The organism is Spirosoma lituiforme, from assembly GCF_054776635.1.
In genome coordinates, this window is sequence record NZ_BAAHBO010000006.1 from 123,296 (window position 1) to 137,363 (window position 14,068).

At 53.2% G+C, this 14,068-nt stretch carries 11 protein-coding genes; 10 read left to right on the forward strand and 1 reads right to left on the reverse strand.

Annotated elements, in window-relative coordinates; all coding sequences use genetic code 11:
- Window positions 1-8 precede the first annotated feature (8 nt).
- The 10 genes from ACYU87_RS19820 (at window position 9) to ACYU87_RS19865 (ending at window position 11,504) form a co-directional block, all read left to right on the forward strand.
- A complete protein-coding gene (locus tag ACYU87_RS19820) occupies window positions 9-1,571 on the forward strand; it encodes a SusD/RagB family nutrient-binding outer membrane lipoprotein (protein WP_461135833.1) in 1,563 nt (520 codons plus the stop codon).
- A 52-nt stretch (window positions 1,572-1,623) separates the two neighbouring features.
- The gene (locus ACYU87_RS19825; protein ID WP_461135834.1) at window positions 1,624-2,151 is read left to right on the forward strand and encodes a RidA family protein; all 528 of its coding nucleotides are present in this window, start codon (window positions 1,624-1,626) and stop codon (window positions 2,149-2,151) included.
- A gap of 58 nt (window positions 2,152-2,209) precedes the next feature.
- On the forward strand, window positions 2,210-2,929 hold the full coding sequence (locus tag ACYU87_RS19830) for a carbohydrate-binding family 9-like protein (protein WP_461135835.1): 720 nt from the start codon (window positions 2,210-2,212) through the stop codon (window positions 2,927-2,929).
- A gap of 30 nt (window positions 2,930-2,959) precedes the next feature.
- Window positions 2,960-4,183: an aminotransferase class V-fold PLP-dependent enzyme gene (locus tag ACYU87_RS19835; RefSeq protein ID WP_461135836.1), complete on the forward strand. Its 1,224-nt coding sequence runs from the start codon at window positions 2,960-2,962 to the stop codon at window positions 4,181-4,183.
- Between the two features lie 54 nt (window positions 4,184-4,237).
- On the forward strand, window positions 4,238-5,491 hold the full coding sequence (locus ACYU87_RS19840) for an amidohydrolase/deacetylase family metallohydrolase (RefSeq protein WP_461135837.1): 1,254 nt from the start codon (window positions 4,238-4,240) through the stop codon (window positions 5,489-5,491).
- Window positions 5,492-5,618: 127 nt separating this feature from the next.
- A complete protein-coding gene (locus tag ACYU87_RS19845; protein ID WP_461135838.1) occupies window positions 5,619-7,412 on the forward strand; it encodes a PQQ-dependent sugar dehydrogenase in 1,794 nt (597 codons plus the stop codon).
- Between the two features lie 22 nt (window positions 7,413-7,434).
- Entirely contained in the window at window positions 7,435-7,917 is a 483-nt protein-coding gene (locus ACYU87_RS19850) for a RidA family protein (protein ID WP_461135839.1), read from the forward strand.
- A gap of 18 nt (window positions 7,918-7,935) precedes the next feature.
- Window positions 7,936-9,162: an aminotransferase class V-fold PLP-dependent enzyme gene (locus ACYU87_RS19855; protein ID WP_461135840.1), complete on the forward strand. Its 1,227-nt coding sequence runs from the start codon at window positions 7,936-7,938 to the stop codon at window positions 9,160-9,162.
- Window positions 9,163-9,232: 70 nt separating this feature from the next.
- On the forward strand, window positions 9,233-10,507 hold the full coding sequence (locus ACYU87_RS19860) for an amidohydrolase/deacetylase family metallohydrolase (RefSeq protein WP_461135841.1): 1,275 nt from the start codon (window positions 9,233-9,235) through the stop codon (window positions 10,505-10,507).
- A 79-nt stretch (window positions 10,508-10,586) separates the two neighbouring features.
- Window positions 10,587-11,504 carry an SMP-30/gluconolactonase/LRE family protein gene (locus ACYU87_RS19865; protein ID WP_461135842.1) on the forward strand — a complete coding sequence of 306 codons (918 nt, stop codon included), beginning with the start codon at window positions 10,587-10,589 and terminating at the stop codon, window positions 11,502-11,504.
- 205 nt (window positions 11,505-11,709) lie between these two features.
- Here ACYU87_RS19865 and ACYU87_RS19870 read toward each other — a convergent pair whose 3' ends face one another.
- Complete coding sequence (locus ACYU87_RS19870) at window positions 11,710-13,992, reverse strand: GH92 family glycosyl hydrolase (protein WP_461135843.1); 2,283 nt, start codon at window positions 13,990-13,992, stop codon at window positions 11,710-11,712.
- Window positions 13,993-14,068: the final 76 nt, after the last annotated feature.

Genomic DNA, 14,068 nt, shown 5'->3' on the forward strand with positions numbered 1-14,068 from the left:
TACTGACCATGAAAAATCTGATCCAAAAACTAAGTTATATAGTCCCGTTCGTTCTGCTCCTGTCGGCCTGCGATAAAGGCTTCGAGGAGATGAACGTAGACCCCAACAAATACGCGGAAGTAGTACCGGGCTACCTGTTTACCCGAGCTCAGTTAGACGGCGTAAGTACCAACTTCACCGGCGCGGCCTACCTGACCATCGGCCAGTCGATGCAGCAGTTCGCGACCTACAAGGAAGTACCGGCGGCCGGCGATAAATACTTTAATTACAGTTACTCGTCCGGCAACTGGAACGCCTACGCGGGCACCGCTGCCGGGCAGGGCGCCGTGATTTCTATTCAGCAGGTGATCGACGCTGTGTCGACCAACCCGATCGATATTAACAAACGGTCGGCGGCCCGGATCTGGAAAGCCTACATTTTCCATCGCCTGACGGACATGTACGGCGACATCCCTTACTTTGACGCGGGGAAAGCCCTGTCTACGAAAAACTACAGCCCTAAGTACGATACCCAACAGGCGATCTACGCCGATCTGCTGAAGGAGCTTGACGAATCCATTACCGCCTTCGATGCAACCAAAGCAACGTTTGGTACGGCCGATCTGATGTATGGTGGTGACATTACCAAATGGAAAAAATTCGCGTACTCGCTTATGCTGCGGCTGGGTATGCGCCTGACCGAAGTAGATGCCACTCTGGCTAAAACCTGGGTTGAAAAAGCCATTGCCGGTGGTGTTGTGCTGGACGATGCCGACCGGGCCATAATCGCCTACGTTGATGGTTCACAAACGGCCAGCCGGAACTTCATTGCCAATGGCCTGATCAGCACCGACTACATTACGCCCGGTGGCGATAACGTGGAGGGTGGCAAATACGCCAAAACGTTTATCGATTACCTGAAAAACACCAAAGATCCGCGCCTGAACGTCATCTCTATTGTGTGGACCAGTACGGATGGCAAAACGTTTACCGCCGATACGACAACCGCTTTGCAAAGCGGCATGCAGAATGCGGCTTACAACAGCCTGCCTGCCAATTTCAACTCGTTTTCTGAGCCGAATCCCAACACGTTGCTGAAATACAGCAACCCGTTAATTGTAATAGGCAATGCCGAAACGAACCTGCTGCTGGCCGAAGCATCGGTACGGGGCTGGGCCAGCGGAACAACGGCATCGGCGGCCTACACCAATGCCGTAAAAGCCGGGATGCGCCAGTGGTCATTGTTCGGAACGGGCGGTACCATTTCGGACGCCAGAATCAACGCCTATCTGACTGCGAACCCATACAAAACCGATGGAACCGTAGCCCAGCAGATGGAGCAGATCCAGACGCAGAAGTGGGTATCTCTTTTCCTGGAAGATGAGTATGAGATATTCTCCAACTGGCGACGTACGGGCTATCCGGTTCTTACCCCAACCAATTATCCGGGTAATCTTACGGGGGGCAAAATACCCACCCGCTTTGTTATCCCCGATTCGGAAGAAACCTATAACCGAACCAACTTCCTCGAAGCACGGACTCGGCAGGGTGGCACCAACACACTTTCCAGCGTTGTCTGGTGGGATAAGTAACCTGAGTATCACTTTGACTTTCTTTCTATAAAAACAACGCCATCTTCAGCCCATGAAAGCCCACCGCCGATCTATTCTGAAACGCCTTTTTACCACGCTGACCAGCACTGCCGGAGCAGGCGCATTTTCGGCTGCATTAGCCGACAATGAACCAGAGAAGAACACCCCAAATACAGACACGGGCGTATCCGGTATGGACGTATCCGGTACGGATGTACCCAGTACGGATGTACCCAGTACGGATGTACCCAGTACGGATGTACCCCTCTATTCCGGGTCGACACGGCTGGGCAACATGATCTTTGTTTCCGGGGCGGGGGCTCACTTCGAGGGCGACATTAAAGCGCACACGGATCATGTGCTCAAGGAGATTGAAAAGGAATTGATTAAAGCAGGCTCTTCGATGGATAAAGTCCTGAAAGTAAACGTTCTATTGCACGACCTGAACGACTACAAGGCGATGAACGAGGTATATCAGGGCCGGTTTGGCAACAAGCCACCCGTGCGCACGACGGTATCTACGCACGCGGGCGTGCCCGGCGACTCGCTCGTTGAAATTGACTGCATTGCCTACGTGTAAACGGGCGTCCCCCACGGCCAGTCGGTGCTGAACCGTGGGGGACAAATGACAACAACGGATGAAACCTGCCTTTTTCTTTGTCGCTATTTTACTTAGTCTGATCGGTACTCGTGGGTTTGCTCAGAAAAGCGATTCGACGAAACTGATCATTCGCCGAACGGATGATTTTCAGGTCAATGGAATTGGCGATCATGCGAACTGGGCAAAGACCGACTGGGTACGCATTACGCCCCAGGAAGCCGCCGGTAAGCCCTATACCACAAAGGTTAAACTACTGTATTCAACTACCGGTGTCTATTTTTTATTTCAGAATGAGGACGAGAAACTAACGTCGACCATTCAGGAAGATTACGGCTCATTATTTAAAGAAGATGTCATCGAGGTATTTCTCTGGCCCGATCAGTCCGTGCCCATTTACTTTGAATATGAGCTGTCTCCCCTGAATTACGAATTAGCCATCCTGGTCCCGAACATCAATGGCGACTTCCACGGCTGGAAACCCTGGCGGTACGAAGGCAACCTGAAAGTACAGCACGCCACCAGCACACAGGGCGGCCCCAGAGTGAGCAAGGGCAATGTAACCGGGTGGACAGGTGAGTTTTTCATTCCCTATCGCTTGCTGAGACCTATTGTTCAGACAACGCCCGCTCCAGGTACCCAATGGCGGGGAAACCTCTACCGGATCGATTACGACCACAGTTACGCCACCTGGTCATGGCAAAAGACAAGCGGAAGCTTCCACGAATTCAAGAAATACGGAACGTTTATTTTTGAGTAACAAAGGCTTAGCCTTCAACCCCAGCTTACCATGCTCTCCAGAAGAAACCTTATCAAAAACCTATCGGCCATACCCGTTCTGGGCGGCCTGTTCGGGGGTGCAGCGCCCCTGCAATCGGTACTTGCAGCGCCCGCAACAGCGGCCTCCCGGAATGTGCTGAAAGAGCTTGGCCTGCGCACCTTCATCAATGCCGCCGGTACCTACACAGCCATGACGGGCTCGCTGATGGAAGATGACGTTCTGGAAACCATCCAGGCATCCGCCAAAGAATTCGTTATGCTGGATGACGTTCAGACCAAAGTCGGTGAGAAAATTGCCGCCCTGACCCATGCCGAATCGGCGGTGGTAACGGCGGGGTGCTTCTCCGCCATGACCCTCGGGCTGGCCGGGGTGCTCACCGGCATGGACCAGAATAAAGTGGAGCAACTGCCGCATCTGGAAGGCACCGGCATGAAAACCGAAGTCATTGCCCAGAAGGCGCACAACATCGGCTATTCGCACGCGCTGACCAACACAGGCTGCAAAATTATTCAGGTAGAAACACTGGAAGAAGCCGAGAAAGCCATCAATGAGAAAACAGCCTTGCTATGGTTCCTGAACATTCAGTCCGACAAGGGGCAGGTCCAGCATCAGGCTTGGGTGGATTTGGGCAAGAAGCACAACATCCCGACGATGATCGATATTGCGGCCGATGTGCCGCCCGTCGAAAATCTCTGGAAATTCAATGACATGGGTTTTGATCTGGTGTGTGTATCGGGTGGAAAAGCCATGCGTGGCCCCCAAAGCGCGGGTATCCTGATGGGCAAAAAGCAATACATCGCGGCCGCCCGGCTCAGCATGCCTCCGCGCGGTTCCACCATTGGCCGGGGCATGAAGGTTAATAAAGAAGAGATTCTGGGTATGTATGTCGCCCTCGATAAGTTCATCAAACTCGATCATCAGAAAGAGTGGAAAATGCTGGAAGATCGGGTGGCCGTTATTGCCAATGCAGTGAAAGGAATAAACGGGGTAACGGTCGAGACGTACGCGCCCGCGCTGGGCAACCACACCCCATCCATGCGGGTAGTATGGGAAGCCGGAAAAGTAAACCTGACGACCAAGGCCTTACAGGAAAACCTGCGTAACGGCAATCCGTCGATCGAGGTCGTTGGCGAACCAAACGGTATCAGCATGACAACCTGGATGCTCAAACCCGGCCAGGATAAAATTGTAGCTGCCCGACTGAAAGAAGAACTCACCAAAGCTGCTGTGTAACATCGCGTGGTGGTCCGCATTCGACATCCTGTCCGTATACCGAACCACCACGCGATGATGCATTACTCCTCTATGAAACCTCTATTCCTACTCCTTTTCCTTCTTACCAATTGGGCCTGGGCACAGCCATACAGTCTCGTTATTAAAGGCGGGCGTCTGATCGACCCGAAAAATAACATCGATGCGCTCATGGATGTCGCCATTACCGACGGCAAGGTGGTTCAGGTCGCTAAAACGATTGACGCCAAACAGGCCAAACAGGTTGTCGATGCCAAAGGCATGTACGTGACCCCTGGTTTGATCGATATTCACGGGCACGTATTTTATGGCACCGAACCTGACCATTATCTGAGCAACGGACTCGTGGCGGTTGCTCCCGATGGTTTCACCTTCCGGGTGGGCGTTACGACCATTGTCGATGCGGGTGGCGCGGGCTGGAAATCATTCGAGACGTTTAAGAAAAACATTATTTTCACGTCGAAGACACGTGTTCTTTCCTTTCTGAACATTGTGGGGGAAGGCATGCGCGGGGGTGTGTTCGAGCAGGACACGACTGATATGGACCCGAAAATGGCCGCCAGAGTCGCCCTCGAAAACAAAAATGATGTGGTTGGTTTCAAGGTAGCCCACTTCCAGGGGCCAAGCTGGGCTCCCGTCGATCATGCCGTAGCGGCCGGAAAACTGGCCGACATGCCCGTCATCATCGACTTCGGCGGCAACAACCCACCCCTCTCGCTCGAAGAACTGTTCATGAAGCACCTTCGCCCCGGCGACATTTTCACCCATGCCTACACGCTTTTGGAAGGGAACGTCCGCGAAACGATTGTGGATGAAGCAACCAAAACGGTGAAGCCGTTTGCGTGGGAAGCCCGTAAAAAAGGGATTGTATTCGACGTCGGCTATGGCGGAGCCAGTTTCAACTATTCGCAGGCCATTCCGGCCGTGAAGGCTAAGTTTTACCCCACTACCATCAGTACGGACTTACACACCGGCAGTATGAACGGCTCCATGAAAGACATGCTCAGCATCATGTCCAAATTCGTGGCGATGGGCGAAGACATTCCGAGCGTGATCAAAGCCAGCACCTGGACGCCCGCCCAGGTCATTAAGCGCGAAAATCTGGGGCATTTATCGGTTGGTGCCATTGCGGATGTAGCCATCTTTTCGATGCGGCAGGGTACGTTTGGCTTCTACGACAAAACTGGTTACAAGATGATGGGCAAGCAGAAATTCGAATGCGAAATGACCATTAAAGGCGGCAAAATCGTGTATGATCTGAATGGCATTGGTATTGCCCATTCGAACTAGTAAATCACGAGCAAATTAACCTTTTCATACTACGTCGGACCGCTGATTTTAAATTCCTTCATTGAGCTGTACTGTTCAGGTTTCCGTCGTGTAAAAAAGGCTGATAAACTATTCTTTTCCCTACCCAATGACAAAATATTACACCAAAGGCCTCCTTCTTGCCTTGCTGGCTTTTGTCGGATTTACCCAGCGTACTACACGGAATGGTCTGCCGGTCCAGACAGACGCCAACGCGGGGCTGTTTCTGCCCGAAGGCTTTGAAGCAACGGTTGTGGTGGATAGCCTGCCCGGTCGGGCCCGGCACCTGGCCGTTAACGAGAACGGCGACATTTACGTGAAGGCTCGCTTCGCCCGCGAAAAAGACGAATCGGTCATTGCACTGCGCGATACCAACGGCGATGGTCGCGCCGATATCATCAAACGGTTTGGGGGCATTGGCCGCGAGCGAGCCTACGGCACGGCCATGCGTGTCTATAAGGGGTATCTTTATTTCAGCTCCGAAATGAACGTATTCCGCTATAAGCTCAAGCCCGGTGAACTGGTACCCAGCAGCCCCATGGAAACCATTCTGACCGACGACCACAAGCACGGTATGCACGAGCACATTGCCAAGCCCATTACGTTCGACAACGACGGGCACATGTATGTAGCGTTCGGAGCACCCTCTAACGGATGCCAGCCCAAAAACCGGACGCCCAACATGGCGGGTATTGATCCCTGCCCGATGCTGGAAGATCATGGCGGTATCTGGCAGTTCGATGCTAACAAGAACGGGCAGACGCAGAAAGATGGGCATCGGTACGCTACAGGTTTACGCTCGGTGGTTGGTATGGACTGGAATCCAACCAACAATAGCCTGTACGCGCTTCAGCACGGACGCGATGATTTTCTGATGCTGTGGGCCGAGAAATACACGCCCTGGCAAAGCGCCGTCTTTCCGGCGGAAGAGCTTTTTCAGGTGAAAGATGGCATGGATGGTGGCTGGCCGTATTGCTATTACGATCAGGCGCAGGGCAAAAAACTGCTCAATCCGGAGTACGGGGGTGATGGAAAAACGGTTGGCCGTTGTGGCAACTACGAAAAACCAATAATCGGATTTCCGGCTCACTGGGCACCCAACGACATGTTGTTTTATCAGGGCACAACCGCTAAGAACGGCTTCCCGGAACGGTACAAGAACGGAGCGTTCATTGCGTTTCATGGCTCAACTAACCGGGCTCCGTACCCACAGGCGGGCTACTTTATCGGGTTTGTGCCAGCAAAAGCAAACACACTCGCCAGCGATTGGGAAGTTTTCGCCGACGGCTTCGCGGGTGTCGATCCTATTGTCAATGTGAGCGACGCTGTCTACCGCCCAATGGGTATTGCGATGGGCCCGGATGGCTCTCTGTACATTGCCGAAACCGAAAAAGGAAAAATCTGGCGGGTTACCTACAAAGGCAACAAACAGGCATTTGGCCCGGCCCAACTGGCGCAGATGGAGAGCCGCAAAAAGATGTCTAACATCCGTGACCCGGACGTTGTGGCCGACAACCTGGACCGCGACCAACCCGTTGCCGGTGGTAAAGTGTACGGCGTGTATTGCTCGGCCTGCCACCAGCGCAACGGCCTGGGCGATTCGCAGCGGTTTCCACCCCTGGCTGGTTCGGAATGGGTAACAGGCGACAAAAAGAAACTGATTACGGTGCTGCTCAAGGGGCTGGAAGGCCCCATTGATGTCAAGGGGCAATCGTACAACAATGCCATGCCCCAGCACAGCTTCCTGAAGAACGAAGACCTGGCTGAAGTCCTAACCCACATCCGGCAGAACTTCGGCAATACCGCCGATGCTATTACGGCCGGAGAAGTCAATGAAGTCAGGCTTGCGATAGACAAAGAAGCAGCTCCTAAGCGTAAACTCAATACAAAAACCAAACGATAACAACCAACCTGTTTATTTTCTCATGGAAACACAACGCCGTTCTATTCTAAAACGCCTTTTCGCTTCTGCCGCCGGTATCGTTGGGCTAAGTACTGCCAGCAAAGCAATGGCCGAAACAGCCAGCACCGCATCAGCTGAACCAGCCGCCCAGAAAGAAGTCTTCAACGTCGTTACGCAGGATGACGTCCCGCTCTTTTCGGGTTCAACCAAGCTGGGTAACCTGGTTTTCGTAGCGGGCAAAGGTTATCACAAAGACGGCGACATTAAAGTACACACCGACGAAGTACTCAAGGAATTGGAAAAAGAACTGATCAAAGCGGGCTCGTCGATGGACAAAGTTTTGAAAGTGAGTGTCTTTCTCCACGACCTGAATGATTACAAAGCCATGAATGAGGTGTACAAAGGCCGGTTTGGCAGCAAACCACCCGTGCGGACGACCGTGGCCGTTTATGGCGGTGTACCGGGCCAGTCGCTGGTTGAAATGGATTGCATTGCATACATCTAACCTCCTCAACTCTCCTCCATGTTAAGCCGACGCAAACTCATTAAGCGCCTGTCCAGCGTCCCCATTCTGGGGGGTCTGGTTGGCGGTATACCCCTATCGCTGGACGCAGAAGCGGCCCCACTAGTGGCGCCCAAACGCGATTTATTTAAGGAATTTGGCATCCGGACGTTCATTAACGCGGCTGGTACCCTCACGTACATGACCGGCTCGCTGATGCACGACGAGGTGCTGGACGCGATCAATTACGGGGCTAAAGAATTTTGTCTGCTGGATGAAATTCAGGATAAAGTAGGCGCAAAAATCGCCCAGATGGTTCACTCCGAAGCGGCCGTTGTTACGTCGGGGGCGTTCTCGGGCATGACCCTTGGCCTGGCCGGTATCCTGACCGGTATGGACCAGAAGAAGGTGGAACAACTCCCCCATCTGGCAGGCACCGGCATGAAAACCGAAGTCATCTGCCAGAAAGCGCATGACATCGTCTATAACCACGCTCTGACCAATACCGGCTGCAAAATCGTGGTGGTCGAAACGGCAGCGGATGTGGAGAAAGCCATCAACGAAAACACGGCCCTTATGCACTTCCTGCACATCGAAGCCGACAAAGGCAAGATCATGCACGAAGAGTGGGTGGCCCTGGGCAAGAAGCACAACATTCCGACCTCCATCGACATTGCCGCCGATGTGCCACCCGTGGAGAACCTTTGGAAATTCAACGACATGGGCTTTCATTTTGTCGTGATTTCGGGTGGAAAAGCCATGCGTGGCCCGCAAAGTGCAGGCCTGTTAATGGGTAAGAAAGATATTATTTCGGCCGCCCGGCTTCATATGCCGCCCCGTGGTTTCAACATTGGCCGGGGCATGAAGGTCAATAAAGAAGAGATTCTGGGTATGTATGTCGCCCTGGAGCGGTTTATCAACGAAGACCACGCCAAAGTGTGGAAAACCTGGGAAGAAGGAACCGCTTATGTCGAGAATACCGTAAAAACCGTAACCGGCGTAACCACCGAAGTCCATGTGCCCCCACTGGGCAATCACACGCCGACACTACGCATTGCCTGGGATCCGGCCAAATTACGCATCACGGGCAAAGAGCTACAGGAAGCCCTGCGCAAAGGCGACCCATCCATTGAGGTTGGCGGCAGTGGCCCCAGCCACATCGGCGTAACCGTCTGGATGCTTAAGCCCGGCCAGGAGAAAATAGTCGCCAAACGCATCAAAGAAGAACTCACCAAAGCTGCCGCGTAACGTAGCGTTTTTGTCATTCCTCGGCACGGGCCGCCCCGCTTCGTCGGAATGACAAAAACAACCCTCAACCATGAAACTAGCCTTTCTCCTCTTTTTCGCGCTTTGCAGCACGCTGTGCCTGGCGCAGTCCTATACTGTCGTTATCAAAGGCGGGCATGTGATCGACCCGAAAAATAATATCGATGCGATCATGGACGTCGCCATTGCCGACGGAAAAATTGTGCAGGTCGCCAAATCCATCGACGCAAAAGGTGCTATTCAGGTAGTCGACGCCAAGGGGTTGTACGTAACGCCCGGCCTGATCGACATGCACACCCATGTCTTTTTTGGGACGAATCTCGACCAGACGTACAGCAACGGACCGAACGCCCTGCCGCCCGATGCGTTCACGTTTCGCAATGGCGTAACCACCATTGTCGATGCAGGCTGCTCGGGCTGGCGCGATTTCGAGACGTTTAAAAAGCAAACCATCGACCTGTCGCAGACGCGGGTCTTATCGCTGCTCAACATTGTGGGCAGCGGTATGCGGGGCGGTAAATTCGAGCAGAATATCGACGACATGGACGCCCAGCAAACGGCAGATATGGCAAAAAAATACCCCGAGTTTGTGGTGGGTGTTAAGCTGGCCCATTTCAATGGCTACGACTGGACGCCGACAAACCGCGCCGTTGAAGCCGGGAAACTGGCCAATCTACCGGTCATGATCGATTTTGGCGGCAGTACCCCTACCCTGTCCATCGAGGAGCTGTTTCTGAAACACCTGCGCCCCGGCGATATTTTTACGCATTGTTTCGGTCAGTTGAAAACGCGCGAACCGATTCTGGACGTGACCACCAATAAAGTGAAGCCGTTCGTGTGGGAGGCCCAGAAGAAAGGAATCATCTTCGATGTAGGCTACGGTGGCATCAGCTTTGCGTTTTCGCAGGCCATTCCGGCTATCAAAAGCGGCTTTTATCCCAACACGATCAGCACCGACATCCATACGGGCAGCATGAACAATGCCATGAAAGACATGCTCAACGTGATGTCGAAATTTATGGCGATGGGCATGAATCTCCCGAGTGTCATCAAGGCCAGCACCTGGAGTCCCGCGCAGGCCATCAAACGCCCTGAATTGGGCAGCATATCGGTCGGGTCCGTAGCCGACGTGGCCATTCTCAAATTACACGAAGGTAAATTCGAGGTGCGCGATACGGGCTATTTCGGTTTCTTCGATTATACCGGCCACAAAATTGAAGGCAAACAAAAGCTGGAATGCGAAATGACCATTCGCAAGGGTAAAATCGTATATGACCTCAATGGGATTGCCAACCCTGTTGTGGTGACGCAGCAACCGCGTTCGTAGTTCGCAACGGTATCTTTCTTACTTTTGGCCTTACGGGCTGTCGTCAGCCCGTTTATAGCCTTACGCATCCGTTATGTTCATGTCAATACATCGTTTTGCCAGCCTCGCTCTGGCCGGTGCCTGCCTGCTTTCCCTATCAGCAGCAACTGTTCTGCCAACCGTCGACGATATAGTCAAATCAAGCCTTTTTACCCCGGCCAACGGCTTTACATCCGGTGTCGAAGGGCCAGCCGTCGATAAGGCGGGCATGCTGTATGCTGTAAATTTTGGCAAACAAGGCACGATCGGCCAGGTAACGCCTGAGGGGAAAGCCAGCGTGTTTATTGAGTTGCCGGACGGCAGCATCGGCAACGGGATTCGGTTCAGCAAACGGGGCGATATGTTCATTGCCGATTACCCGAAACACAACATCCTGAAGGTAGTCATGGGCACCAAAAAACTCAGCGTTTTCGCCAATGAGCCCCGCATGAATCAGCCCAATGATATTGCCATCGACAGCAAAGACCGGCTGTATGCTAGCGATCCGAACTGGAAAGACAATACCGGCAATATCTGGCGCATTGATACGGATGGCAAAGTAACGCTGCTGGAAGCCAATATGGGCACGACCAACGGCATCGACGTCAGCCCGGACAACAAAACCCTGTATGTCAATGAATCCGCGCAACGCAAGGTATGGGCGTATGATCTATCGGCCGATGGGCAGGTGAGCCACAAGCGACTACTCATCGAGTTTCCCGATTTCGGCATGGACGGTATGCGGTGCGATACAAAGGGGAACCTGTACATTGTCCGCTACGGGAAAGGCACCGTCGTCAAATTATCGCCAGCGGGAAAGGTACTTCAGGAGATTCAGCTGATCGGCAAGAAACCGACCAATATTGCGTTCGGTGGCAGCGATGGGCGCACGGCTTATGTCACGCTACAGGACCAGGGAAACATTGAAACCTTCCGCGTCGATACACCCGGCCAGGAATGGGCCACGCGCCGGAAGTAATGGCTGGAGCGGGTCTTGAAACCTGTTAAAACGCTTTATTCCAGCTTTTTTATCTTGCTGACGCAGGACAAAAACTATTTCCCAAACGACCTCTGAAGCTATTAAACTTAGTAGAGTAGTTTCTTGGCGCGTCATGCCGAAACAAGTTCGGCATGACGCGCTACCTAGCCAAATTATGACTAAGTAGCGCGTTTAAACAGACTGCTCACCGGCTAACAGAGCGCGCTCGATCTTCCGGCCGGACGCCCCAGTCGGTACCGGGTTTGTTATCCATAATAATCGTCAGCGTACCACCGTCCAAAATGGTTTGGTGCGTCAGATACGCTTTCGTATAAGGCTTACCATTTAGCGTCATTTGTTTGATATAATGATTCGCGCCACGGTTGTTTTGTACATTGATCCGAAATGTCTTGCCGTTTTCGAGTGGTAAGCTTACTTCGTCAAAAACGGGACTACCGAACACGTAGGCTCCATTGGCGGGATTGACCGGATAGAAGCCCATGGCCGACAATACGTACCAGGCCGACATTTGCCCGACATCTTCGTTACCAATCAACCCATCGGGGCGGGTCGTGTACATGCTGTCGAGGACAAAGCGCACCTTTTCGGCCGTCTTACCCGGCTGCCCGATGTAGCCATAGAGGTAGGTGATGTGATGACTGGGTTCGTTACCGTGGGCGTATTGCCCGATCAGGCCGGTTATGTCGTTCGACGCTTCCTTGCCCATATCGCCTTTGACAACGAACAGCGAATCCAGCTTTTGCGTAAACGCTTTTTCACTCCCGAACAACGCAATCAACCCTTCGACATCGTGCGGCACCAGCCAGGTGTATTGCCAGGCGTTTCCTTCGGCAAAATCGTCTTTCATGTGCCGGGACACGATGGGACTGAATGGGGTACGCCGTTCAGTATCCGACACGCGACCGCGCATAAACCGGGTTTCCGGGTCGAAATACTGCTGGTAAGCCTTGGCTCGTTTGCTGAAATAGGCGTAATCGTCCTGCTTACCCAGCTTTCTGGCTACCTGCGCAACGGCCCAGTCGTCGATGGCGTATTCGAGCCCCTGCGCTACACTTTCTACCAGACTATCGGCGGGTATGTAGCCTTTCGACTTCACGAATTTTAGTCCCCGATCATCCAGCATGGCGCTTTTTTTCATGGCCTCGAATGCCCGGTTCACGTCGATGCCCGCAACGCCTTTCAAACAGGCGTCGGCAATAACAGGTATGGCACTGTTACCCGGCATGGTGTTGGTTTCATTGCCAACCAGGTGCCAGATCGGAAGTTTTCCCTGCTGATCGCAGATCGCCAGCATGCTGTTCACCATGTCCGATACGCGCCGGGGCTGGGTCAGCGTAAACAACGGATGAGCACTCCGGTAAGTATCCCAGAGTGAGAAGGTGGTCATGTTGGCAAAGGTGGCCTTCGTGTGCACCTGCTTATCGGCCCCGCGATAATCGCTGTTATGGTCATTGAACAAAGACGGGGCCACCTGTGTATGAAACAAGGCGGTGTAGAAGATTTTCAGCCGGTTCTGGTCGTTGGTTTTCACGACAATTTTACCCAGCTCACGGTTCCAGGCAGCATCGGCATCGGCGGCTACGTTGGCGAAATTCCAGTGGGGCAATTCAGCCCGAATATTCGCCAGCGCATTGGTTGCGCTAACGGGCGAAATCCCCACTTTCACCAGCACCTTTTCATTGGCTTGTGTGGCAAAACTGATCACCCCCTTTATTCGAACCCCTTTGGCCGACGAGCCTGTTACAGCCGTCTGATCGCTGTAAAGCACCAGCTGCCGAATCGGTTTGGCCAGAATGATCGCAAAATACAACCGCTGATCGGGCGCCCATCCTTTCGAAAAACGGTATCCCGCCAGCGTTGAATCATTGAGTTGTTCCAGATACGTTTCCGTTGGTCGATCACCCACGCCTTCGCCCAGATCGATGGTAATATGCGCGTCGCTGGCCTTGGGAAATGTGTACTGATGCAGGCCAACTCGTTCGGTGGCGGTCAGGGCAACCCCGATGTTGTAGCGCTGCAGTCTAACGGCGTAGTAGCCGGGCCGGGCGGTTTCTTCCTTGTGCGAAAAACGGGATGCGTAGCCACTCCGGCTGTCCTGCGTCGTGCCTCGGGTCAGTTTGACCGGGCCGGTTGTAGGCATCAGCAGCACATCGCCCAGGTCGCCAATACCGGTTCCGTTCAGGTGAGTATGCGCAAAGCCGACGATCAGCGAGTCCGAATAATGATAACCTGAACACCAGTCCCACCCCTGCGACATTTGTGTAGGGCCCAGTTGAACGGCTCCAAATGGGACGTTTGCCCCCATGAACACGTGCCCATGAAAGCCGGTGCCAATAAACGGATCGACGTAGCGGGTGAGTCCGGCTGGTTTTTTTCCCGCTTTAACCGACTGGCTTATAGCAGCCAGCGGCTGCATTCCCAGACAGACAGCAACGGCGTAAACGAGTATTTTGGTCAACGATGTCAAGGTAATTGAAAGTTAAGGTTGTTATAAACGCATTTTTGCCATACTGACAACAATGAATCCATGTTCTACGGGCCAT